This window comes from Acinetobacter seifertii (genome assembly GCF_016064815.1).
Taxonomy (GTDB): Bacteria; Pseudomonadota; Gammaproteobacteria; order Pseudomonadales; family Moraxellaceae; genus Acinetobacter; species Acinetobacter seifertii.
Genome location: NZ_CP065820.1, coordinates 3,542,460 through 3,565,812, shown reverse-complemented (window position 1 = coordinate 3,565,812; position 23,353 = coordinate 3,542,460). Strand labels below are relative to the sequence as shown.

Here is a 23,353-nt window from a genome sequence, read left to right as displayed (position 1 = left end):
AATTTAGTTGACTCAATAAAAAAGCAACCAATTTGGTTGCTTTTTTATTATTCTGATTTATTGATCTTTCATCAGATGCTGGAATTTACTATATAGCTTTAATAGCTTAGGTGGAATCGCAAAGTTGCAATAACCTTGTGAAGGGTTCTTTGCATAGTAATTCTGATGATATTCTTCAGCCGGATAGAATGTTGGCACAGGAGACAATTCAGTCACAATATCAAGATCGTCTTCTTTTAGCGTTTGAATCGTATGTTCTGCTGCCTGCTTTTGCTCTTCGTTATAATAGTAAATAACAGAGCGGTACTGAGTACCAATATCATTACCTTGACGGTTTAAAGTCGTTGGATCATGTGTTGCAAAGAATACATCGAGTAACTGTGAATATGTTACTTGCTTTTCATCAAAATCAACCAAGATAACCTCAGCATGCTGAGTATCGCCTTGACATACTTGCTCGTAGGTAGGGTTGATCGTATGTCCACCTGCGTAACCACTAGTTACTTTTTCTACACCACGGATCTGTAAAAATACGGCTTCGACACACCAAAAGCAGCCGCCGCCAAATAATGCCTGTTGCATTGTGTTTCCCTCTATTTCCTGCCTATTACAATAGGGTCTATCTATTTAGATTACAAAGTAAAGCATGTATAAAAAAGTAAAGAAAAGTGCATTACTTATTTCATTTTGCTTTAGGTAAACCTTGTCGAACGATTTGAGAGAAGTGTTCACTACTCTGATCTGAAAGTTGTTCAAAATATTCAGTGCGTGGATTGATGTGTGCGATTTGATACCACTGCTTTAAACTAATATTTTGATTAAGGGCTTTAAGATCATATAAATAATTAGGTAAATAACCCGAGGCTATTAAACGATAATCTTTAGGAAGTTGATATGGATTAATCGCTTGAACCATATCGAAAATCAAGGTTGTACAATTACTTGTGAGCGTATTATACCATTTTGGTTGAGCACGTAGCTCATCTGACTTTTTAAGATATTCTAAAAATAGCGCTTTCTGTTCAGAACGGGGCATATTAATTGGGAAATTATAAACTTGCTCTTTACGAATGTTACTGCGTGTGTAGACAATATCTTTTTCATCGGACGCAATTAAGCTCAGTTCGTATTTTCTAAAAAAACCACCTACTGCCGAGAACTCTTCGTTCTTTTCTTTTCGAATTTCGATTGAAAAAACTAAGGGTTGTTGATTTTTAAACTCAAAACTGACCAAAGTATGAGCAATTTGTGGCCCCATCCAGTAAGAGGTAATAATATTTATGCCATTTAACTGGTTCAGGTCAAAAGTACGGGTTTCCCAGCGGACATCATAAGTGCCATCAGGGTGCCAGTTGAAGTTACGGACATTGTGCAAGGTAATTACATCGCCGTGTTTTTCGTAACTTAGCATATTGGCAACTTCAGGATTCCAGTCACGATCTTGACGTGCTGTAATCGAGAAATACCAAGCCAAAGAACAAGCAAAAGCTAACAGATAGATCAAAATGTCTGTACGACGGCTAATGATATGGCCATTGAAATATAAGCCAGCCATACTTAAAGCAAAGGCAATCCATATGCCAATAATAATGCGGCTGCCTAACCAGCCAAAAGGTTGTTGCACCCAAAGTGCTAAACACACCCAAATGCTGGAAAGCACAATAAACAACGTGAATAGACCATGTAAAGCACCGAAGAGGAGGGCGATAATAAATTCACGTGTTCCGATATTGTGCATAGGCGGCCATAAAATTATTTTTTATAAGTTGCAAATTCGAATGAAGTTCCTGTTTTTTCATCTACTTGCTGCTCACTCGCAACTTTATGAAATTCACTCGGTATAGTTGGATAATGTGCATCACCTTGGACATCTAAGTCAACATGAGTGAGTTCAAGACGGTCTGCAATTGACAAAGTTTGCTTAAATATTTCACCACCACCAATGATGAAAAGAGCTTGCTTTTCAGTATTTTTGGCATCTTCTAAAGCTGCGTTTAAAGCATCTTCAATTGAATACGCAATTTTTACACCATCAAAGTGCCAGTTAATGTCACGGGTAATTACCCAGTTCACACGGTTCGGTAGAGCACGGCCCATAGACTCAAGGGTTTTACGGCCCATGATGACCACACCACCTTGAGTGATTTCTTTAAAGTGTTTTAAATCGGCAGAGATATGCCATGGCAACGCGTTGCCTTTACCAATACAGTGATTTTTGTCCATTGCCACAACGTGGACAACTTCTACATTTTGCCATGCCATAATCTTATTCTCTAAACCGTAATCAAATGAAATTTAAGCCTTTGTTATACTGCAACCGGTGCTTTAATTGCTGGATGTGACTCGTAACCTACAATCTCAATATCTTCAAATTTGAAATCGAAAAGGTCTTTAACTTCCGGATTAAGTTTTAATTGGCAAAGTGGTAATGGTTCGCGGGTTAATTGTAGTCGTGCTTGTTCAAAATGGTTGGCATACAGATGTGTATCGCCACCAGTCCAAACAAAATCACCTACACCTAAGCCGCACACTTGAGCAATCATATGAGTGAGTAGAGCATAACTAGCAATATTAAATGGCACGCCCAAGAATACGTCAGCACTTCGTTGATAAAGCTGGCATGACAATTTGTTGTCTTGTACGAAAAATTGGAAGAGTGTGTGGCAAGGTGGCAATGCAACTTGTCCAGCTTCATTTGGGTTCCAACCAGAAACGATTAAACGGCGTGAATTTGGGTTAGTTTTGATTTCGTTAATTAACCATTTAATTTGGTCAAAACCATCTTGGTTATAAGTACCATCAGCATTTTTAGTTGCGCCGAAATTACGCCATTGATGACCATAAACTGGGCCTAGTTCATGTTCTGGACGGCCAAAACGTGCTGTTTGTTCTGCTGTTGCCCATTCGTCCCAAATTGAAACTTTATTGTCTTTTAAATATTGGACGTTGGTGTCGCCTTTTAAAAACCAAAGTAACTCAATCACAATAGAACGGAAGTGAACTTTTTTTGTGGTGAGTAAAGGAAAACCTTTAGAGAGATCAAAACGCATTTGATGACCAAATACAGAACGGGTTCCTGTGCCTGTACGGTCGCCTTTGTCACCGCCATTATCAAGGATATGTTGTAGTAGGTCTAAATATGCACGCATAACACTCTCGAGTTCGGATTAATTCCATAAAATAAAGGGGGGAGATAGCTCAACGATAAATAATTACGTAATAGAGCTGCTTCATCATGAACCATTGAAGATGATACCTGTTGTAGCTCAAGATGAAAATCTAAAAATAGTTCTATGGCATTTCAAGAGGCGTAATTATTCAAAACGCTTGGCACGATTTTGATAAATTGAAACAAGAAAAAATCCAACCAGTACAAAGCCTAAAGCTTGTATCGTTGCGATCCAATTGTGTTGAGGGGGCAATAACCACATCACAATAACAACAATGAGGAGAGGGTAAATTCTAAGCAGAAACTGGAATTTAGATTTATATGAGCTGTGCTCTGGAATTTTTGTTTGTAAATATTGCCCGAAATGAAGCCCGAACCCTAACACGAGGCTAAGAACAGTGTAAGTCGATGATAAAGGCTGAACTTGATTGGCTGCATAAATTGCAGCACAAACGACAATAATGAAGATGAGTTTAATGTGACGCGGTGCGTTGTACCAATAAGCCAACATAAAAAGGGAGCCTATTTGTTAAACAACGATTGTGGTGAAAAAATAAAAGCAGCAAGCGCCATAAATGCAATGCCTTGAACGCCCCAAATAAGTAAGTTAGGCATGGCTTTCACAAAAATAAGTGCAAACAAGAGAGCAATAGGGACCCATGTAAATAGACGGTAAAGTAAACCGGTTGGGTTACTTTGAGCAAAATGCAATTTAAAGTAACGGCAGATTAAAAAAATAACCCCAGTTCCCGTAAACATTAAAATAGTATCTAACGGTAATGGTTGATATTGATATAACCCAATACAGATTAAGAGGGTAATAATTAAGATCATTAATTTTTTAAAAGACGGGACTTGCTCGTTAAACCAGAATTCCAGCATGGTGTATCTTCTTTCTTGGGAGATAAAAACTGTAGCATAAAAAAGAGGAGTCGAAACTCCTCTGATTTAGATGTTAACTGTTCTTTTGTGGGCCCCAGTCATAAATTTTCTTTTGATAGGCATACCACATCATCCAAAGGCCAATGAGTAGCATTGGAACGGTAAGGATCTGACCTTTAGTCATCCAGCCAAATAAAATGAAACCTTGGTCGGCATCTGGTTGACGGAAGAATTCCATTACAAAACGTGCAACGCCGTAACCCATCAAGAATAGTGATGAAACGGCCATACGTGGGCGAGGTTTTGAACTAAACCACCATAAGATAATGAATAGAATTAGACCTTCACAAAGCGCTTGATAAATTTGAGAAGGGTGGCGAACCAAGTGTAATGGATCGGTTGGGAAAATCATTCCAAATGGATAGTTCGGATCTGTAACCGCACGACCATATAACTCTCCACCAATAAAGTTACCGAAGCGTCCGAACATTAAGCCTGTCGGTACACAAGGGGCAATAAAGTCGAGTGTTTGGAACCATGTTTTTTGATATTTTTTACACCAGAATAGCATTGCAATCATGACGCCTAAGAAGCCGCCGTGGAAGCTCATACCACCAGTCCAGACTTGGAATAGCCAAATTGGGTTTTCAAGGAATTTATCAAACTCATAGAAAAGCACATAGCCGATACGTCCGCCGAGTACAACACCTAGAGCGCCGTAAAACACCAGATCGGAAACCATGTCCGATGTCCAGCCATCACGCTGTTTGGCACGGTAGGAAGCAAGTCCCCAAGCACATAAAAATGCCAATAAATACATGAGTCCATACCAATGGACTTGAAGAGGTCCTAGATGTATTGCGACCGGATCGATATTAGGATAGGTCAGCATTGCTGCTCCTTGATCTTACGTTTTGACAGATTGTAGCGGAATGATGTGAAAAATGTTGTACATTCAATGTGTAAACATAGGGAACAAGAATCAATGTGTATTGTGGCTTTAGCATGGCATGTTCTGGATGATATGCCCTTGTGTCTTATTTCAAACCGTGATGAGTTTTATCATCGACCAACTGTATTGTTGCATCAATGGGAACATACACCCATCATTGCAGGGCAAGACTTACAGTCAGGTGGTACTTGGATGGGGGTTACGCCGCAGGGCCGATGGGCTGTGTTAACTAATTTCCGTGATGGACGTGATAAACAGCAATACGAAACTTCTCGTGGTCATTTAGTTCAGGCTTTTTTAGAGTCTGAGTTATTACCGATTCGTTTTGCTCAGCAATTAGAACAACAGCAACAGAACTTTGCTGGTTTTAACCTGTTTATGGGAACGGCTGATCAAGCGGTTTATATGAGTAACCGCGGAGAAGCACCTCAAGTATTAGCTAATGGTGTGTATGTGGTTTCGAATGGTTTGATGTCCGATCACTGGGAGAAAACCAGACATTTAAGAACTCGTTTTACGCAAGAGTACCTACCTATGCATCAGCACAAAACAGAAGAGCTAAGCTTGCAACATGCAGCGTGGGATATTTTAGAAGATGAGCGTAAAGTCACCACAGCACTGTTGCCAAATACGGGTATTCAACCAGAAATGGAAGAGTTGCTATCATCGACTTTTATTCAAAGTCCAGTATATGGAACCCGGTGTTCGAATTTTTTAAGAATGACCAATAATGAATGGATTTGGTTGGAAAAGACCCAGCAAGGCGAACATAGCGGCCAAATTGTACAGCAGCAGGTACCTCTTTTTAGAAATAAATGAACTTTAAATACAATAAAAGAAACCTGCATAAAGCAGGTTTCTTTTGAGTTGTGGTAAGAATTATTTCTTCACAACAGATGGTGCTAGAGGATCAGCCGTAATATAACCTACCGCAGCAGCAAAACGGTCTTTGTAGTTTGCACGAACAAGAGGGTCAAGCGTTGCTTGTACTTTATCGTGTAATGGAGATTCCCAGTCACCAGGGTGCTGGAAGTTACTCATAATGTACGTCCAACCATTCACTGCATCTACCGCGTGAAGACCTGTCGATTCAGCACCAGCAGGTGTTGATAGAATACGGCTTAATTGTTTGGTATCTACGTTATATGCCCATAAGAAGTTATTTACGTGCATACCACTGTCTTCACCAATGAAGAGTGTACGTAAGTTTTCAGAGAACTTAATGTTATCTGGGTTGGCAACTTTATCTGCGTTTGCAGTGTTACCCAAAGCGTCAGCAGTAGTGAGGTCTTCACCCACTAAAGCTGCTGGTGGTTCCATATGAGTTGATACCCATTCACTGTTAATGAGCTGGCCTTTGTTATCGACTTGGCTGCCTTTTAAAGTGTGTGCATAAATAGCACCAGATTTTGGACCTTGCACTTGAATATCAGTGGTTTTATCAATCATAGAAGACTGTACATAAGACATTGCAGAGTATGCAATTTTGTCTTTAATATTGACAGTTGTACCTTCCATCTTGGTGAAACCCATACTTGCACCAACTAAAGCTGCGTAACGATGCGTTTCTAGGAAAGCTGCTTCACGTTCTTTACCTGGTACAAGTTTGATCCAGTTATCTTTGCCGCTAAAACGGATTTTGGTATAGCTTGCATCTTTTGGATCAGATGTTTTTACATCCATCAGGTCGGTAATCTTATATTGATCAGCCCAGCTCTTTACTTCCGCACTTGTCGCGTGACCAAGGTTAATCCAAGAAATATCACCGGCACCAGCGCCTACACCTGAGGTTTGCTTCCATTTAGCCACATAGAGTGTACCCGCAGATAAGTCTTTTTCTTTATCGGCAACAAACATGAATAAGCCGCCATTGGTTGCATCATCACCCATCAATGCAGTGCGGTTATCTGGCATAACTTGAATAAGCTCATGTGAAATACGGCCTAAACAGTAATGTTTTTTGATTGAACCCGTACCATCTGTATTTACAGTTACTTCTGGTAAATGACCGTAGTGGTAAGGGTTGCCTTTAGTGCTATCACCAAATAAGTTTTTGCTAAATACTGGTAAGTAGCTTCCAGCAACGTTGTTTGCGTCTGGTTCGTATTCTTCACTAGAAAGGTGAGTTCCCCATGGAGATAAGCTTGCACCACAAGTGATCCATAGACCGTTTACTTTAGAAGTATCGACATTGTGGTATTTAATAAGCGTTAAATGACCAGTTTTAGGGTCTTGGTCTAAAGTTAAAATCGCAATTGGAGATGGTAGTAAACCATACATAGACTTTAAGCTTTGATCGCGAGTCGTATATTCAAATTGAACAACGTGAAATACCGGGTTACCTGTAACACCTAAAGCTTGTTTGTCTGCATCGGTAAAATCACGACCTGTTGCTTGTTTAAAGCTAATTAAAGAGCTTCCATCTGGACAATCAGAGAAGAACTGACGTTCTTGACCAGGTTTTGATTTATCGATAATCGGCTGGTTATTAATATCAACATAACCACCCGCTAGAATTTTTCCACCTTTACCATCTGCAACAAGATCGCCAGTTGTGAAGAAAGGCTTATACGCTAATGTATAGTCAGTTTTTGAGCCATCTTCCCAACTGATTGAAAGGGTTGAACCGACAGTTGTGGTTGCCATTGCTGCTGGGTTAGCTAAAGAAGGTGCAGCCATTGAGGTAAAGGTTGCATTTTTAAAATTTACTGTTGGCGGTGGAGTAACAACATTTGAATCATTATTGCTGTCATTACAGCCTGCTAACGTTGCTGCCGTAGCCATCGCACCTAATGGAAGAAAAGGAATCCCCGTAAACCATTTTAAAATATCGCGACGTGTTGGGTGGTTAGAAGCAGTTGTCATAATAAATCCGTAACTTTTGTGTGTATATTTGTTGAGTTGATTCTATGGATTGGAAATGACACTTTTCTTACATTTTTAAGTCACTTTGAAGACAGTTTACAGTTTGATGATTTAAACAAATGTTCAAAAATAAAAAGCCCAAATTTTAATATCTGGGCTTTTAAAGAAAAGTTGTAAATCATTCAGCGGTCTGGCTTTTTCTCTTTTCAAGAATTCTTCCAAAGAGTAAGCCTATTTCGAAAAGTAACCACATTGGAATCGCTAACATCACCATTGAAATCGCATCTGGTGGGGTAATAAACATGGCAACAAAAAAGCATCCCACAATAATAAAACGTCTCTTTTCAGCAAGACTTTGAGTATTTACTACGCCAATTAAAATCAGTAATAAGGTTGCGATAGGAATTTCAAAAGTGACACCAAACACTAAAAATAGCTTTAAACAGAAACTTAAATAACTATTAATGTCGGTCATTGGTGCTACTGTTTCAGGTGAAACGCTAATAAAGAAATGTAGTATTGCAGGCAGGGTAATGTAATAAGCAAAAGCTACCCCTGCATAAAATAGGACAATACTGCCAACCAGTAATGGAAGTGCTAAATGGCGTTCTTTTTGATAGAGTGCTGGGCGAACAAAAGACCATATTTCATAAAGAATAAATGGCATGGCTAACACAAGTGCGACAAATAAATTTAATTTAAAAGGTGCCATAAAGGTTGCTGTCACATCTGTTGCAATCATTGACGATGATGCAGGAAGTTGTAACCTTAAAGGCTCAGATAGTAATTGGTAAGTATTATTTCGAAAGGGTAGTAAACAAAAAAATAAGAATAATGTTACCCCTACAATCCTGAATAAATGGCGTCTTAAAACGACCAAATGATTCATGAGTGGCATTTGGTCTAGGTTTTCTTGACTATTTACAGTGGTTGAAGGCAGTTGGTTCATACGGCAATCTTCAATTCAACAGGAGATGTTTCGGCTATATCAGTTTGAGGAACGAAAGGCGTAATTTTTGCAACATACGGTACCTTGTATTGGTCTGATATAGGAATACATTTCCGAATAGGCTTTTGTATTGTTTTCGGTTTTTCAGTAACTTCTAAATGCTCAGAAGTCTGCTGTTTTTGTATTTCTTCAAGCTGTTGTTGTACTTTCCGTTCCAATGCTTCGATGCGATTAAGTTCTTCTTGCATTTCTTTGCGGAACTCAGAAAGACGCAACTCCTGATCAATCTCATTTTGCAAATTGGTAATATATCGTTTTAGTCGAACATACCAGCGACCAGCAAAACGTGCAGCCTCTGGAAGCTTATCTGGACCTAAAACTAAAATTGCAATAATTGCAAAACAGAGTAGCTCTGTCATTCCTACATCAAGCATGGGGGAAACCTTTAGCTTTTCACTGAAGTACTTTCAGATGTTTTAACTTGTGCATCGATCGTACGAGGAGTATTTAAAGATGTAGCATCATCCTCTTCACGAACTGATTTTTTGAAGTCTTTTACTGCACCGCCTACATCTTTACCGATATTTTTTAATTTAGATGTACCGAACAATAAAATAACGACAATTGCGAAAATAACCACATGCCAAATAGATAAACCGGCCATAATTTTATACCTCTTTTTAGTTCACTTTATCTCAACAGGTTGCTATGACAAGAATGTGACACTTATATTTCATTTTTAAGACAATATCTAAAGTAAATTAGACAAGATAAGATTTTTAAAAGTATTTCTTACAAAGTTATTTGCTGTTCAGTTCGTTTAATTTTAAGGAAAATTTAGGTGAAATCGGTCATACATTTCAAAATTAAAAGGTGTAGCATAACAAACTGTTTTTGATGTGTAGGTGGGGGAAAGCGTGGCATTACTATTGCCAATATTGGCATTTATCACTGGACTATTACTTGCCCAAACTTCTATCTCCGATACTATAAAACCTATTCTTTCAGCTTGGCTTGCGCGCCTCCTTATTCCGATTGTGATTATTTACAACATCGTATTTTATCAATCTGGAAGCTTGAGTTTAATGCTTTTTAGTTTTGGCTCAGCGTTTATTATTTTCTTTGCCTATTTGGCTTTATTTAAAGACCGTTTATTGGCGCTTTGTGTAAGTTATACCAATATTGGATGGCTAGGTTTCCCTTTTGCGATGGCTTTATTTGGCCCTAAAGCAACTGCACCCATAGTCGCCTTATATATTGGAATGTCACTTTTTGGCAATGCTTGGGGTGTGACTGCCGTAACAACGGAACCACAGAGTAAGCTCAACATATTAAAAAAGGTTTTAACCTCTCCACCTTGTATTTCAATATTCTGCGCTGTTGTACTCAGACTTTTAGGTGCTCAACATATTGAACACTCTGCTATACACTGGATTTATGATATTGCTAAATTTGCGATGACTTTTGCAGGTATGTGTGTGCTCGGAATGTGGCTACGTCGTACTAGAGTTTATGCAAAAGATTTAATTTACAGTACCAAAGCTCAAATTTTTAAAATTACTTGTGGAGCCATTTTGTGTGGGGTAGCGTATAGATTTTTACCTATTCCCAATGTAAATCAGTATATTGGTGTGATGTTTTTAATGTTCTGCCTGCCGCCAGCAGCCAATATTGTAGCGCTAGAAACACATTATCAAGGGACGGGGAGATCTGCGGCTTATATCGCTTCGGGGACGATTGTGAGTTGTGTGTGTATTGCGATTTATGCAGTGTTTTTACACTTGTTCGTCTAATTAATTATTTAATTCTAAGTTCCTCTACTCTCGCTGGTGCGAAGGCGGCATGGATGCCGCCATGTCACTGCGGTAGCAAGGATGTACCGTCAGTGACATAAATGGTTTTGTTACTTTTGCCAAAACAAAAGTAAAGTATTGCCTATACAAAGCCGAATACTCTCTAACGTGATATTCAAAGGCTATATGGAAAAAATTACACTAAACTTTCTCTAAATAACTGCATCGCTTGTCCACGATGACTAATCTTATTCTTATCTTCTTTAGACAACTCAGCGCTAGAAACTTGTAGTTCAGGTAACCAGAACAATGGGTCATAACCAAAACCATTTTCACCACGCGGCGCTTCTAAAATTTCGCCGTGCCAGATGCCTTGGAAAATTTGTGGTAATGGATCTTCCGCATGTGTGACTAAAGCAAGTACGCACACAAACATACCTTCAATCACTTCACCATTTTTACGAAATGGTAAAAGATCATTTAATAATTTGGCATTGTTCGCTGCATCGTCACCATGTTCTCCAGCATAGCGTGCTGAATAAATACCAGGTGCACCACCTAAAACTGGAACACAAATACCAGAGTCGTCAGCCATAGCAGGTTTGCCTGAAATTTTAGAGGCATGACGTGCTTTAATAATCGCATTTTCAATAAAGCTTAAGCCGTCTTCAATGGCATCAGGAATATTAAGGCGACCTTGAGGAATAATTTCTACAGGTAACTTAAGTTGTTCAAAAAGTTTTTCAAACTCTGCGACCTTACCTTTGTTATTGCTGGCAAGAACTAAACTGCCCTGATCAAACCAATGTGGGGTAGACATAATAAAACCAAACTTTATAGCTAATATCGAACATGAGTTATGTTACGTGTTTTTTAAGAGGGGATATAGAGGAAAATAAATAGAATATAAAAAGGGATATAAAAACTAAAACCACCTTGTACAGCATACAAGGTGGTTTTAGTCGAGTAAGGTTTTTTTACGGATGAACCGTTATTATTGTGCTTGGATCCATTTGTCAGCGCGGTCACGTGCTGTACGAATTTGTTCTTGTGTTAAGTTCGCTGCAAGCGCAGTTTTCTTGCCTTCAGATAAACTAATTACTTTATTGTCTAGCATGCCATCACGAGTTGAAAGCTCATACCACTGGTAAGCACCAACGTAGTTTTTCTTTTGCTCTTCCATCATCGCAAGATTATAGCTTGCACGGTTATCACCGTTGCTTGCTGCTTTTTCGAAGTATTTACGAGCCATAGATTCATCTTTCTTAACGCCAATACCATCGGCGTACATACGACCTACATTTAACTGTGCTGGTGATAAACCTTGGTCAGCAGCAGCTTTAAACCATGCGAAAGCTTGCTTCTCATCTTTTTCTACATCTTTACCATATTGGTAGTGTGTACCTAGGTAAAACTGTGCGCCTGCTTGACCAGATTTTGCAGCTTTCTGAAGGTCACTTACGCCCATTGTTGAAAAGCGTGCAGCCTGACTCGCAACCGATTGTGGCTGGGCGATATAATCTGCATGAGCCTGCATACTTAGCAGTCCTGCAAATAGTGTGCTAAATAATGTCTTTTTCATAGTGCACTCACTCGATAAATAGCGACTTCACCAAACAAATTCGGAATATGTTTGCTTAACAGGCTTCCCTGCTGGTTTCCATTGACGGCGAGTCGATTAATAATTTGTATCTGATTTTCAGCACAGAGTGCTTCAAAATCTTTAAATGTACATAAATGAATGTTCGGGGTGTTATACCACATATATGGTAAAGCATCCGACACAGGCATCATTCCTTTTAATGCAAGAAAAGAGCGAGTCTTCCAATGCGCGAAGTTCGGAAAAGTAATAATTGCCTGTTTACCCACACGCACCATGTCTCTTAATAAAACATCGGGCGCATCTACGGCTTGCAAAGCTTGTGCCATTACCACATAGTCAAAAGACTGATCAGCAAAGCGGCTTAAACCGAGATTCAAATCTTGTTGAATAATATTTAACCCGCGACTGACGGCAATTGCAATCTTTTCTTGATCAATTTCTAAACCATAAGCACGAATTTGATGTTTTTGGCTCATATGAGCGAGTAATTCACCATCACCACACCCTAAATCGAGCACGCTTGAGCCGGGTTTAATCCACTTTTCTGCCAGTTGTTGATCAATACGCATTAGCTTGCCTCCAGTGATGTCGATTTTAAATGTTCTTCACCGCCTAGGAAAGCGCGCATGGTTTTGACATACAGGGGAATCGGAAATAAAAACGAGTCATGACCTTGTTCAGCATCAATATCGAGGTAACTGACCGGCTTATGATTGGTAATAAGCGCGTCTACTATTTCTTGAGAGCGGCTTGGTGCAAAACGCCAGTCAGTTGTGAATGAAACGATGAGGAACTGACATTTGGTTTTACCCATTGCTTCTGTAAGTGAATGACCGTATTCGCGTGAAGGATCGAAATAATCCAAAGCTTTGGTCATAATGAGGTAAGTATTGGCATCAAAGTTACGGCTGAACTGTTCACCTTGATAACGCAGATAGCTTTCAACCTGAAACTCGACATCAAAACCGTACATAAATTTGCCTGATTTTAAATCACGACCAAATTTTTGTTTCATCGCCTCTTCAGAAAGATAGGTGATATGGCCGACCATACGAGCCAAAATCAGGCCACGTTTCGGATAGCTATCATTTTCTAAGTAACGACCATGATGGAAGTCTGGATCAGACAAGATCGACTGACGTGCCACTTCGTTAAATGCAATATTTTGTGCTGAAAGTTTTGGTGCGCTGGCAATAATCACACATTTTTGCAGGCGGTCAGGGTAGTCTACAGACCATTGTAGTGCTTGCATGCCCCCTAATGATCCACCAACAACCGAATACCAGACATCTACACCCAAACGGTCGGAAAGCATGGCTTGAGTCTTAACCCAGTCGCGTACCGTTACTAATGGAAAATCTGGTCCATAAGGGCGATTGTCATTTTCAGGGTTTGGCGAAGTTGGACCTGTCGACCCACTACAGCCACCAATATTATTGAGCGAAACTACAAAGAACTTATTCGTATCAATTGCTTTACCCGGGCCAATACAGCTATCCCACCATCCAGCTTTTTTATCATCTTCGTGGTGATAACCCGCTGCATGATGATGTCCGGAAAGGGCATGACAGATTAAAATGGCATTTGATTTATCTGCATTTAAAGTGCCGTAAGTTTCAACCATTAATTCAAAACGTGGCAAAACACGGCCACATTCAAGATGTAATGGTTCTTCAAATTGGAACTTTTGCGGAGTGACTAACCCCACTGAATCAGCTGGAAAAGACACGGGAACATTTCGCCTTTTAAATCTTTCAGGAATAAAAAGAAAGGATACCAAGCTAGGTATCCTTTCAAAAGAGTTTTTTTAAATTAAACAGCGGCGGCAACAACCTGATCTGTACTTAGAACACCTTGATCAATCAAACGGTTGGTACATGCAATAATAGCTTCAATTGATGAGGTAACTGTGTTGTCGTGAACGCCAGCACCAAATGAGCCTCTACCTGTACCTTTCACTTGAAGTTCAATTAAGGTTAATGCTTTGGCATTTGCACCTGAACTAATACTACGTTCTTCATAGTTTAATACGTCAATTGGTAATTGAAGTGCGTTTAAGAATGCAGAAATAGGACCATTACCTTCGCCACGAAGTTGTTGTGTTTCACCCTCGACATCAACATCAAGTTCGATAATTTGAGTACCGTTAATGTCTGATAATTTGTAGTGTTTGACTGTGTAATGTTGGTTTTTCACATCAACATATGTGTCTTTAAATAATGTCCAGATTTCTTTGGCATTAATTTCTGTACCATTCTCATCAGCGTATTGTTGAACAACTTGGCTGAATTCGATTTGTAAACGACGAGGCAACACAACGTTGTAGTTTGATTCCAATAAGTAAGCGATACCGCCTTTGCCAGACTGACTATTTACACGGATAACTGCGTCATAGTCGCGGCCCAAATCTTTCGGGTCGATTGGCAAGTAAGGCATATCCCAGATTTCTTCGTTTTTCTGGTACTCGAAGCCTTTTTTGATCGCATCCTGATGTGAACCAGAGAATGCAGTAAATACCAAGTCACCTGCATATGGATGACGAGGGTGTACAGGTAAGCCAGTACATTCTTCAACCGTTGCAATGACTTCATTAATGTTAGAGAAATCTAACTCTGGCGCTACACCTTGGGTATACATGTTCAATGCAATGGCTGCAACGTCAACGTTACCAGTACGTTCGCCGTTACCAAACACACAACCTTCAACACGGTCAGCACCCGCCATAATGGCAAGTTCTGATGCTGCAATACCACAGCCGCGGTCGTTGTGACAGTGAACAGAAATGATCACGCCATCACGACGTGCCAAATTGCGATGCATCCATTCAATTTGGTCTGCATAAACATTTGGTGTAGAAACTTCGACAGTCGCAGGTAAGTTTAAAATTACTTTATGGTCTGGACGAGCATCCCAGATTTCTGTCACAGCATCACAAACATCTTTAGCAACTTCTAATTCAGTTGCAGAGAAACATTCTGGGCTGTATTGGAAAATCCAGTCAGTTTGAGGATATTGCGCTGCATACTCTTTCACTTTTTGAGCTGCATTAATTGCTAACTGTTTTGCACCATTTACATCTACATTCAATACTTTCTGACGGAAAGTTGGAGAGTTCGAGTTATAAATATGTACGATTGCGCGTTTAGCACCTACTAAAGATTCAAAAGTGCGTTCAATTAAATGATCACGTGCTTGAACCAAAACTTCAATATATACGTCATCAGGAATATGATTTTCTTCGATCAACATACGAGTAAAATCGAAGTCAATTTGAGACGCAGAAGGGAAGCCAATTTCAATATGCTTAAAACCGATTTTTACAAGCATTTTGAACATTTTGAATTTTTGTTCCATGTTCATTGGTTCAAAAATTGCTTGGTTACCGTCACGTAAGTCCGTGCTCATCCAAATCGGTGCTTTTGTAATTTCATTATTTGGCCATTGGCGGTCTGGTAAATCGACTCGCTGGTACATACGGCGGTATTTTTTGCTTGGGTCAGCCAACATCATGAGAAAACTCCTTATCTCGTAGCACGGTTGCTCTAGGTATCGTGTGAAAGGCAACGTTCTACAGTTATATATGGTATCTAATACAGAAAAATTAAAGCGAATTTGAAAAGGTCTGCTCTAAAATGCAGACAAAAATTTATACGCGCGCGAGGCGCAGCATCAGGAGTTCGAGATGATGTCTTGCTTGAGTAGGCTGGGCAAACAAGTGATTCGTTTTCATCTATAGACCATGTAATAGTAAGTTTGGTGGTTTGCTAATATGCTCTTTGTTTAGATATACCACATCTGAACAATGATTACACGTTGTGCAAAAGTCTTATACTCATTTTAATTTCAGTGTTCAGAAAATAATTTTCTAATTTTGCATTGTTCTATATTTTATCGAAAATAATTTTCATTATTTTGCCTTATTGAGATAAAAATAATTGATTGGACTAAATAAGGCAAAAATAAATAGAGTTAAAGTTCTGACCACATACGGATAAGGTTGTGATAGATGTTGGTGAGTTTCATGACTTCAGTATAACTATCACCATGTGATTTCCGTAGTTCACGTATGCTTTCATCTAAATTAAAGAGAAGATGTCGTTTACTATCGTCGCGTACTAAGCTTTGTACCCAGAAAAAAGAAGCAAATCGAGTACCTGATGTAATACTACTGACTTCATGCAAGCTAGTAGAAGGGTAGAGAACTACGTCACCAGCAGGTAATTTAACTTCGTGATAACCATAAGTATCTTCAATCACTAGGTCACCCCCCTCATATTCATCTGGTTCGCTTAAAAATAAGGTACAAGATAAATCGGTACGAATTTGTTCCGCTGTACCACGGATAAGACGAATTGAATTATCTACATGGAAACCAAAGCTTTCATGTTCATCATAACGATTAAAAAGCGGTGGAATAATTTTGTGGGGAAGGGCTGCTGCTTGAAACACAGGATTTTGCCAAATTGCTTTGATGACAATATCACTTAAATGATGAGTAAGTGGGTCTTGCTCCGAGAGTTGCTGATTTCTTTTAACAGAGGCAGACAAAGTGCCGGCAGTTACTTTACCACCTACCCAATTTGCCTCTTTCATGAGCTTGCGAAACTCTGCAATTTGCTCTTTGCTTAAAACATTGGGGATATGATGAATCACAGCAAACACCTTTTAAGTAGATACTTTATTTATAAAGATAGCCTCGTTACGAGGCTATCTTTATATCTGCTTTAATTAATACCATAAATAAATTATGGAATTAAGCTTTAGTATTTAAAGTTAATGGCTAAAACGGCGTTACGACCATTGCCTTCAAATGCATAGTGAGCTGGGTGAGCACTTGTAAAATAGCGTTTATCAGAAATGTTATTGATATTAAGCTGTAAGTTTACGTTCTTGTTGACATCGTATTTAGCCATAGCATTGTAAATGGTATATGTTGGCAAATATTTGTCTTCAAGCATTGTTGTGCCAGTATTTGTATTGGTAAATACTTTATCACGGTATTCGGCACCAGCACCTAGAGTTAACTTAGGTAGTACTCGATAAGTAGACCACAATGTCGCACTATTTTTAGCGACGAATGGGAGAGGTTTACCTTCTTGTGCAACCGCGTTATAAGCCGCTTTTGTCAGTTCACTATCTAAATAGCTATAACCCGCAGAAACTTCCCATTTGTCAGTTACTTTACCGTTGAACCCGACTTCGAAGCCATCAACTTTACTTTCACCAGCATTGGTTGTGGTATTGGCATCAATAGCGATACGAGTATTTTGTTTCTCGGTACGGAAAATAGCAGCCGTTAAGTTTGCACGATTATTGAAGAGATCCCATTTAGTACCAACTTCGAAAGTACGTGCTTTTTCTGGAGATAAATCATTTGCTTGTTGAGAAGAAGTGGATAAGGCATCTGCACCATCACCTTGGTCTACCCCAACTGGGTTTGCAGAAGTTGCGAAACTTGCATAGATACTACCATTTTCAGTTGGTTTGTAGACTAAGCCAGCTTGATAAGAGAAATAGTCACTATCATTTTCGAATTTCTGACCAGCTGCAATACTGATGTCATTTGAGTAATTACCGTTAGTTCCTCCCACAGTTTTATAAATATTTTTATTATATTTACGCTCAGTTTCGAATTTATCCCAACGTACGCCCAAATTTAAAAGCCATTGCGGATTAAACTCGATACTATCCAATGCATAAAGAGAAACAGTACGGCTGCGAGTTGTATACTGATTTTTAATAGTACCTAAAGTATCAGTAAATGCTCCATTCATTGGATTGTCTACTGAAGTACACCAGCCATTTGAAAGCGCACTGCTTACAGGACAACTGGTGTTATGTACTGTTGATGTGGTGCCAGAGGCATCAGTAAACGTATAAACACCTTGATTTGATTGTTGGTAGCTCCACTCGGCACCTGTATTAAAAGAGTGTTTAAGCGCACCTGTATTGAATTTACCTTTTAATGCAAGCTGATCGCTATAACCATCTGTGTCTACAATACGACTTAAAGCACGACGCGAAATAGTACCATTTTTCGTTACATTGCCTTTTGAATCATCGGCATTGGTATAGATGTAATCTGATTTAGATTTTGTATAAGACATCGTATTTGATAATGTTAAATCATCAGCAAGATCTTGTTCTAATTTAAACGTGCCGATATGGTTTTCACGTTTATCAAAATCACGAGCTTTCCAACCGTAGTATGTGCCTTGTTTTACATCAATTGGTTTCCCGCCAACAGGAAGGAAGGGAATACCTGCATCTGGTTCATCATTACTACGTAAATAGTAGTAGCTTAGTGTTCCACGAGTTGCTGTATCTAGGCCAAATGCAAGACTTGAAGCAATACCAGCGCGAGCATATTCCGCACCGTTATTTGAACCAGCTTTTTCGTTTTCATGGCCCATAACAACAACACGACCAGCAACGCCATTACCAAAGTCTTTGTTTGCATCAAGTTGGATATGGCGATAGTTGTCGGTGCCACCTTGAACACTACCTTGGTAAACATCACCTTCATGGGCAACTTTAGGGATTAGGTTAATACTACCCCCAACACTACCACCGCCGCCAAGCGCAGAAGAAGAACCTTTAATGACTTCAACTTGCTCAATAGCGAACATGTCACGATTTTGAGAAGTTGAATTACGAACACCATCGACATAGACAGAGGATTGAGCGCTATAGCCACGAATATATGGCATATCGGTAAATGGGGTACCGCCTTCACCTGCGCCTAAAGTAATACCTGGTTCATAGCGTAAAGCTTCGAGTAGGGTGTTAGAGTTTGAATCTTTAATTAATTTTTGAGAAAGAATAGAAACGGATTTTGGAGTATCTAAAAGGGGAGCAACTAATTTTGAATTTGCCGACTCATCTACTTTTAAAGATTCTTCGTGAGTTGCTTGAGTATGAATGGTTGGTAATTGGGAAATAGTTTCTTGCGCCATTGCAGTTGTTGCAATCATAGAAAGGGATGATGCGATTGCAGATGAAACAATTTTTTTACGTGTTCTAATCAATGACATGACTTTCAGGACTTAAATACAAAACGTTATGCGAATAATAATAATTCTTATTTATATGTACAGTTTGTGTTAATTGGTTTTGTCGATAGGATTGTGAAGAAAATATGAAAGATTTAATCGGGTTTTGTCGCTAAAAATTACTAATTAATTAATTATTATTAATTTTTATGAAAAACGATAATTATTGGTAAATTAATTGTAATTTTAGATTTATGAAGAATAACTAAAAAATTACTTTGGCTTAAGATTGAGTTAAAAAAAATTAAAAAATCATAAAATTATTGTGAAATTTACTGAAAAAACGGCCTTCAATTTACTGATCTGATCGGTTAATTTTGTATATCTTGAAAGTTGTCATATAATACAGCACTTTTTTAAAAACTGTTCCTACTAACTAATTTTTATCGAGGAAGCCATGCAAGTAACGACTGAAGCGGTTTCGGGCGTTGCCCGTCGTTTAAATGTTTCTGTACCGACGAGCCGTGTTAACGAGCAATTTGAAGCTCGTTTGAAGCGCACTGCCAAAACTGTGAAGATCAACGGCTTCCGTCCAGGCAAAGTACCTGCAAACGTTGTTCGTCGCGAATACGGTGCAAGTATTTATCAAGAAGTTGTGAATGACATCATTCGTGACAGCGTATTTGAAGCGATTCAACAAGAAAAAATCAATGCGGTAGGTATGCCGAACATTGAGAAAGTTGAACATAAAGAAGATGCTTTAGTTTTTGAAGCAACTGTAGAAGTTTATCCTGAAGTTGAAGTAAAAGCATTTGACGGTTTAGAAGTTGAACGTAAAACAGCTGAAATTAAAGACGCTGACGTTGACACTATGATCGAAAACTTGCAAAAACAACGTCAAACTTGGGCTGTGACCAAGGGTATGGCGAAAAAAGACATGCAAGTGACTTTTGACTTCGAAGGTTCTATCGACGGTGAAAAGTTCGAAGGCGGTTCTGCTGAAGACTTTAAACTTGTGTTAGGTTCAGGTCGTATGATTCCTGGCTTCGAAGACGGCATCGTTGGCATGAAAGCTGGTGAAGAGAAAGTAATTGATGTAACTTTCCCTGAAGATTACCAAGCTGAGAACTTAGCTGGTAAAGCAGCTCAATTCAAAATCACTGTGAAGCAAGTTGAAAAACCTAAACTTCCAGAGATTGATGCTGAATTCTTGAAAATCTTCGGTGTTACTGAAGAAGAAGGCGTTGAAAAATTAAAAGCTGACGTTCGTAAAAACATGGAACGTGAAGTTCGCAATGGTTTACGTAACCAAGTTAAACAAGCTGCATTTGATGCTCTTGTTGCTGCTAACGAAGTTGAAGTCCCAACTGCAATGGTTGCTCAAGAAATTGACCGTCAACGTCAACAAATGGTTCAACAGTTCACTCAACAATTTGGCGGTGCTGGCGCTCAATCTTTCGACAAGAGCATGCTTCCTGACGAATTGTTCAAAGAGCAAGCAGAGCGTTCAGTTAAGCTTGGTATCTTAGTAAGCAAAGTATTAGCTGATGCTAAACTTGAAGTTGACCAATCACGTGTTGATGCTTACATCGACGACATGGCTTCTTCTTATGAAGATCCAACTGAAGTGATCGAATACTTCAAAAATGATGCTCAACAACGTCAACAAATTGAAGCTGTTGTGTTAGAAGATCAAGTTGTTGATCACATCTTAGCTGCAGCTAAAGTGTCTGACAAAGCAGTATCTTACGAAGATTTATTGAAAGAACAACAAGCTCGCCGTATGGGCTAATCTTTTGAGAAATCTGGAAAAGGCGCTTTAGGCGCCTTTTTCATTTTTGGGTATGTGGTTAATTTGAGTACGCCATGCAGTACTTAGGTATAAATAATATAATATTTCAGTGCGAACCTTTTGCAATTTGAGAAATTATCCCGCATATTGTTGCCATAGGTTAAGTCACAAAAAATTTAGGAATAAATAACGTATGTATGTTCCAACAATTGAAAATGCTTTAGTTCCTGTTGTGGTTGAACAATCTTCTCGCGGCGAACGCTCTTTTGATATTTATTCACGACTTTTACGTGAGCGCGTCATTTTTCTAACTGGTGAAGTTGAAGACAATATGGCAAATTTGATTGTTGCTCAAATGTTGTTCTTAGAAGCTGAAAACCCAGATAAAGATATCCATCTTTATATTAACTCGCCAGGTGGTTCGGTAACTGCTGGTATGGCGATTTATGACACGATGCAATTTATCAAACCTGATGTAGTAACATACTGTATGGGGCAGGCTGCATCTATGGGCGCATTCTTATTAAATGCTGGTGCTAAAGGTAAACGCTATTGCCTTGAAAATGCACGTGTAATGATTCACCAACCATTGGGTGGGTTCCGTGGTCAGGCATCAGACATTGAAATTCACGCTCGTGAAATTCTATTTATTAAAGAACGCTTGAATCGTTTGATGGCAGAACACAGTGGTCAAGACTATGACACGATTGCCCGTGATACTGATCGTGATAACTTTATGACTGCACAAGCAGCAAAAGAATATGGCTTAGTCGATCAGGTATTAAGTAAGCGTCCATAAGGGGAGTTTTTAAGTGGCTTGAGTTATTGGAAAACGCCTCCATATAGTCATTTAGCTCTATCGCTTGCCCTCATATTTAAGATTCTATTTGTGGAGAGAATATGTCCGAACATCCTCAAGGACAAAAACATTGTTCATTTTGCGGTAAAACGCAGTCTGAAGTCGGGAAACTGATTGCGGGCGAGGACGCATATATTTGTAATGAGTGTGTAGATGTCTGCTTAGACCTTGTACAAACCAGCCAACAGGTTGAAGCAGGTGACTGGGCGAGCAAGGCATTGCCAAAACCGCATGAAATACGTGCTGCGCTTGATCAATATGTGATTGGTCAGGATCTTGCCAAAAAGACATTATCTGTTGCCGTTTATAACCATTATAAACGTTTAAAAGTCGGGCAATCTGGTCATGTGTCTAAAGATGTGGAAATTGCTAAAAGTAACATTCTACTGATTGGTCCTACCGGTTCAGGAAAAACATTACTTGCTCAAACATTGGCTCGTTTGCTAGATGTTCCATTTGCGATGGCAGATGCGACCACTTTAACCGAAGCGGGTTATGTCGGCGAAGACGTTGAAAATATTGTACAAAAGCTTTTGCAAAAAGCGGATTACGATGTAGAGAAAGCTCAAAAGGGTATTATCTATATCGATGAAATCGACAAGATTACACGTAAATCTGAAAATCCGTCGATTACTCGTGACGTTTCTGGTGAAGGTGTACAACAAGCATTGCTTAAGATGATTGAAGGTACTGTAGCTTCAATTCCACCACAAGGTGGACGTAAACATCCGCAGCAAGAGTTCATTCAAATTGATACCTCAAATATCTTATTTATTTGTGGTGGTGCATTTGCTGGACTGGAAAAAATTGTACAACAGCGCCAAGAAAAAGGCGGAATTGGCTTTACAGCTGACGTGAAGAAAAAAGATGAAAGCAAGAAAATTGCTGAATTGTTCCGTCAAGTTGAGCCAACTGACTTAGTGAAATTTGGTTTAATTCCAGAGTTTATTGGCCGTTTACCAGTTATTGCGACGCTTGAAGAGCTTGATGAAGAAGCATTAATGCAAATTTTGACAGAACCAAAAAATGCATTAACTCGCCAGTATCAATACTTGTTCAACATGGAAAATGTTGACCTTGTATTTGAAGACTCTGCTTTACGTGCAGTTGCTAAGCGAGCGCTTGAGCGTAATACCGGAGCTCGTGGTCTACGTTCGATTTTGGAAAATGTTTTACTTGAAACAATGTATGACTTACCAAGCCGTACAGATGTAGGAACAGTTTTCATTAATGAAGCAGTGATTAATGGTGAAGCTGAACCTGTTTACAAGCCAGAACGTCAGCCTAAAGAAACAGCAACTCATGAAAGTGTTGCTAAGGCAGATTTAAAAGTAATTGATTCGAAGTCTGCTTAGATTTCATTCATCTAAAAAGCATGAATCGCGCGAGTGATTCATGCTTTTTTTGTTTTCAATTCATGTAGGTGGTGTTAATCTAAAAAAACAAAATACGCATAGTTTTGCGATATAGAAAAATCAAAAGAAAACGCTTTGAGGG

23 protein-coding genes are annotated in these 23,353 nt (G+C 39.1%); 5 read left to right on the top strand and 18 right to left on the bottom strand.

The genetic code is table 11. The features are described 5' to 3' along the window. Positions 1 to 57: 57 nt before the first annotated feature. The 7 genes from msrA to lgt form a co-directional block, all read right to left on the bottom strand. Positions 58 to 582: a peptide-methionine (S)-S-oxide reductase MsrA gene (msrA, locus tag I8T81_RS16440; RefSeq protein ID WP_198071665.1), complete on the bottom strand. Its 525-nt coding sequence runs from the start codon at positions 580 to 582 to the stop codon at positions 58 to 60. 100 nt (positions 583 to 682) lie between these two features. Next, positions 683 to 1,738: a DUF4105 domain-containing protein gene (locus I8T81_RS16435; protein WP_198071664.1), complete on the bottom strand. Its 1,056-nt coding sequence runs from the start codon at positions 1,736 to 1,738 to the stop codon at positions 683 to 685. 14 nt (positions 1,739 to 1,752) lie between these two features. Next, a complete protein-coding gene (locus I8T81_RS16430; protein WP_019458053.1) occupies positions 1,753 to 2,262 on the bottom strand; it encodes a dihydrofolate reductase in 510 nt (169 codons plus the stop codon). Between the two features lie 44 nt (positions 2,263 to 2,306). Next, a complete protein-coding gene (thyA, locus tag I8T81_RS16425) occupies positions 2,307 to 3,149 on the bottom strand; it encodes a thymidylate synthase (protein ID WP_002115009.1) in 843 nt (280 codons plus the stop codon). 165 nt (positions 3,150 to 3,314) lie between these two features. Continuing rightward, the gene (locus I8T81_RS16420) at positions 3,315 to 3,680 is read right to left on the bottom strand and encodes a hypothetical protein (RefSeq protein ID WP_198071663.1); all 366 of its coding nucleotides are present in this window, start codon (positions 3,678 to 3,680) and stop codon (positions 3,315 to 3,317) included. A gap of 11 nt (positions 3,681 to 3,691) precedes the next feature. After that, positions 3,692 to 4,051: a hypothetical protein gene (locus I8T81_RS16415; RefSeq protein ID WP_198071662.1), complete on the bottom strand. Its 360-nt coding sequence runs from the start codon at positions 4,049 to 4,051 to the stop codon at positions 3,692 to 3,694. 73 nt (positions 4,052 to 4,124) lie between these two features. Continuing rightward, positions 4,125 to 4,943: a prolipoprotein diacylglyceryl transferase gene (gene lgt, locus I8T81_RS16410; RefSeq protein WP_004698831.1), complete on the bottom strand. Its 819-nt coding sequence runs from the start codon at positions 4,941 to 4,943 to the stop codon at positions 4,125 to 4,127. Between the two features lie 93 nt (positions 4,944 to 5,036). Here lgt and I8T81_RS16405 point away from each other — a divergent pair, with 93 nt between their 5' ends. Further along, on the top strand, positions 5,037 to 5,822 hold the full coding sequence (locus tag I8T81_RS16405; protein WP_198072786.1) for an NRDE family protein: 786 nt from the start codon (positions 5,037 to 5,039) through the stop codon (positions 5,820 to 5,822). Between the two features lie 60 nt (positions 5,823 to 5,882). On the opposite strand, the gene I8T81_RS16400 is transcribed toward I8T81_RS16405, so the two are convergent. The 4 genes from I8T81_RS16400 to I8T81_RS16385 form a co-directional block, all read right to left on the bottom strand. Beyond that, positions 5,883 to 7,868: a PhoX family protein gene (locus I8T81_RS16400; protein WP_086495943.1), complete on the bottom strand. Its 1,986-nt coding sequence runs from the start codon at positions 7,866 to 7,868 to the stop codon at positions 5,883 to 5,885. Positions 7,869 to 8,046: 178 nt separating this feature from the next. Continuing rightward, on the bottom strand, positions 8,047 to 8,817 hold the full coding sequence (gene tatC, locus I8T81_RS16395; RefSeq protein ID WP_198071661.1) for a twin-arginine translocase subunit TatC: 771 nt from the start codon (positions 8,815 to 8,817) through the stop codon (positions 8,047 to 8,049). Then, complete coding sequence (tatB, locus tag I8T81_RS16390; protein ID WP_049066767.1) at positions 8,814 to 9,251, bottom strand: Sec-independent protein translocase protein TatB; 438 nt, start codon at positions 9,249 to 9,251, stop codon at positions 8,814 to 8,816. The genes tatC and tatB overlap by 4 nt, the downstream gene beginning before the upstream one ends. 11 nt (positions 9,252 to 9,262) lie before the next feature. Beyond that, entirely contained in the window at positions 9,263 to 9,481 is a 219-nt protein-coding gene (locus tag I8T81_RS16385; protein WP_004698818.1) for a Sec-independent protein translocase subunit TatA, read from the bottom strand. Between the two features lie 253 nt (positions 9,482 to 9,734). On the opposite strand from I8T81_RS16385, the gene I8T81_RS16380 reads away from it, so the two are divergent. Continuing rightward, positions 9,735 to 10,610: an AEC family transporter gene (locus I8T81_RS16380; protein WP_198071660.1), complete on the top strand. Its 876-nt coding sequence runs from the start codon at positions 9,735 to 9,737 to the stop codon at positions 10,608 to 10,610. Positions 10,611 to 10,806: 196 nt separating this feature from the next. On the opposite strand, the gene rdgB is transcribed toward I8T81_RS16380, so the two are convergent. The 7 genes from rdgB to I8T81_RS16345 all read right to left on the bottom strand — a co-directional run bounded on the left by rdgB (position 10,807) and on the right by I8T81_RS16345 (position 19,247). Beyond that, on the bottom strand, positions 10,807 to 11,430 hold the full coding sequence (gene rdgB, locus I8T81_RS16375; RefSeq protein ID WP_000106720.1) for an RdgB/HAM1 family non-canonical purine NTP pyrophosphatase: 624 nt from the start codon (positions 11,428 to 11,430) through the stop codon (positions 10,807 to 10,809). 174 nt (positions 11,431 to 11,604) lie between these two features. Beyond that, entirely contained in the window at positions 11,605 to 12,192 is a 588-nt protein-coding gene (locus I8T81_RS16370) for a tetratricopeptide repeat protein (RefSeq protein WP_019458061.1), read from the bottom strand. After that, on the bottom strand, positions 12,189 to 12,782 hold the full coding sequence (gene metW, locus I8T81_RS16365) for a methionine biosynthesis protein MetW (RefSeq protein WP_031947306.1): 594 nt from the start codon (positions 12,780 to 12,782) through the stop codon (positions 12,189 to 12,191). The genes I8T81_RS16370 and metW overlap by 4 nt, the downstream gene beginning before the upstream one ends. Then, the gene (metX, locus tag I8T81_RS16360) at positions 12,782 to 13,942 is read right to left on the bottom strand and encodes a homoserine O-succinyltransferase MetX (protein WP_039250371.1); all 1,161 of its coding nucleotides are present in this window, start codon (positions 13,940 to 13,942) and stop codon (positions 12,782 to 12,784) included. The genes metW and metX overlap by 1 nt, the downstream gene beginning before the upstream one ends. An 83-nt stretch (positions 13,943 to 14,025) precedes the next feature. Further along, on the bottom strand, positions 14,026 to 15,723 hold the full coding sequence (leuA, locus tag I8T81_RS16355; protein WP_039250377.1) for a 2-isopropylmalate synthase: 1,698 nt from the start codon (positions 15,721 to 15,723) through the stop codon (positions 14,026 to 14,028). A gap of 459 nt (positions 15,724 to 16,182) precedes the next feature. Then, on the bottom strand, positions 16,183 to 16,866 hold the full coding sequence (locus tag I8T81_RS16350) for a Fe2+-dependent dioxygenase (RefSeq protein WP_198071659.1): 684 nt from the start codon (positions 16,864 to 16,866) through the stop codon (positions 16,183 to 16,185). Between the two features lie 107 nt (positions 16,867 to 16,973). Next, positions 16,974 to 19,247 (bottom strand): TonB-dependent receptor, encoded by a 2,274-nt coding sequence (locus I8T81_RS16345; protein ID WP_198071658.1) that lies wholly within the window; start codon positions 19,245 to 19,247, stop codon positions 16,974 to 16,976. Between the two features lie 415 nt (positions 19,248 to 19,662). On the opposite strand from I8T81_RS16345, the gene tig reads away from it, so the two are divergent. The 3 genes from tig (at position 19,663) to clpX (ending at position 23,211) form a co-directional block, all read left to right on the top strand. Continuing rightward, positions 19,663 to 20,997, top strand: coding sequence for a trigger factor (tig, locus tag I8T81_RS16340; protein ID WP_004698800.1), 1,335 nt, complete (start codon positions 19,663 to 19,665; stop codon positions 20,995 to 20,997). A 193-nt stretch (positions 20,998 to 21,190) separates the two neighbouring features. Beyond that, complete coding sequence (clpP, locus tag I8T81_RS16335) at positions 21,191 to 21,796, top strand: ATP-dependent Clp endopeptidase proteolytic subunit ClpP (RefSeq protein ID WP_000289452.1); 606 nt, start codon at positions 21,191 to 21,193, stop codon at positions 21,794 to 21,796. Positions 21,797 to 21,897: 101 nt separating this feature from the next. Next, a complete protein-coding gene (clpX, locus tag I8T81_RS16330) occupies positions 21,898 to 23,211 on the top strand; it encodes an ATP-dependent Clp protease ATP-binding subunit ClpX (protein WP_002053318.1) in 1,314 nt (437 codons plus the stop codon). Positions 23,212 to 23,353: the final 142 nt, after the last annotated feature.

Excerpts from the sequence above, each read along its gene's own strand:
- msrA (WP_198071665.1), bottom strand. The coding sequence starts at position 582 with ATGCAACAGGCATTATTTGGCGGCGGCTGCTTTTGGTGTGTCGAAGCC.
- I8T81_RS16435 (WP_198071664.1), bottom strand. The coding sequence starts at position 1,738 with ATGCACAATATCGGAACACGTGAATTTATTATCGCCCTCCTCTTCGGT.
- I8T81_RS16430 (WP_019458053.1), bottom strand. The coding sequence starts at position 2,262 with ATGGCATGGCAAAATGTAGAAGTTGTCCACGTTGTGGCAATGGACAAA.
- thyA (WP_002115009.1), bottom strand. The coding sequence starts at position 3,149 with ATGCGTGCATATTTAGACCTACTACAACATATCCTTGATAATGGCGGT.
- I8T81_RS16420 (WP_198071663.1), bottom strand. The coding sequence starts at position 3,680 with ATGTTGGCTTATTGGTACAACGCACCGCGTCACATTAAACTCATCTTC.
- I8T81_RS16415 (WP_198071662.1), bottom strand. The coding sequence starts at position 4,051 with ATGCTGGAATTCTGGTTTAACGAGCAAGTCCCGTCTTTTAAAAAATTA.
- lgt (WP_004698831.1), bottom strand. The coding sequence starts at position 4,943 with ATGCTGACCTATCCTAATATCGATCCGGTCGCAATACATCTAGGACCT.
- I8T81_RS16405 (WP_198072786.1), top strand. The coding sequence starts at position 5,037 with ATGTGTATTGTGGCTTTAGCATGGCATGTTCTGGATGATATGCCCTTG.
- I8T81_RS16400 (WP_086495943.1), bottom strand. The coding sequence starts at position 7,868 with ATGACAACTGCTTCTAACCACCCAACACGTCGCGATATTTTAAAATGG.
- tatC (WP_198071661.1), bottom strand. The coding sequence starts at position 8,817 with ATGAACCAACTGCCTTCAACCACTGTAAATAGTCAAGAAAACCTAGAC.
- tatB (WP_049066767.1), bottom strand. The coding sequence starts at position 9,251 with ATGCTTGATGTAGGAATGACAGAGCTACTCTGTTTTGCAATTATTGCA.
- I8T81_RS16385 (WP_004698818.1), bottom strand. The coding sequence starts at position 9,481 with ATGGCCGGTTTATCTATTTGGCATGTGGTTATTTTCGCAATTGTCGTT.
- rdgB (WP_000106720.1), bottom strand. The coding sequence starts at position 11,430 with ATGTCTACCCCACATTGGTTTGATCAGGGCAGTTTAGTTCTTGCCAGC.
- I8T81_RS16370 (WP_019458061.1), bottom strand. The coding sequence starts at position 12,192 with ATGAAAAAGACATTATTTAGCACACTATTTGCAGGACTGCTAAGTATG.
- metW (WP_031947306.1), bottom strand. The coding sequence starts at position 12,782 with ATGCGTATTGATCAACAACTGGCAGAAAAGTGGATTAAACCCGGCTCA.
- leuA (WP_039250377.1), bottom strand. The coding sequence starts at position 15,723 with ATGATGTTGGCTGACCCAAGCAAAAAATACCGCCGTATGTACCAGCGA.
- I8T81_RS16345 (WP_198071658.1), bottom strand. The coding sequence starts at position 19,247 with ATGTCATTGATTAGAACACGTAAAAAAATTGTTTCATCTGCAATCGCA.
- tig (WP_004698800.1), top strand. The coding sequence starts at position 19,663 with ATGCAAGTAACGACTGAAGCGGTTTCGGGCGTTGCCCGTCGTTTAAAT.
- clpP (WP_000289452.1), top strand. The coding sequence starts at position 21,191 with ATGTATGTTCCAACAATTGAAAATGCTTTAGTTCCTGTTGTGGTTGAA.
- clpX (WP_002053318.1), top strand. The coding sequence starts at position 21,898 with ATGTCCGAACATCCTCAAGGACAAAAACATTGTTCATTTTGCGGTAAA.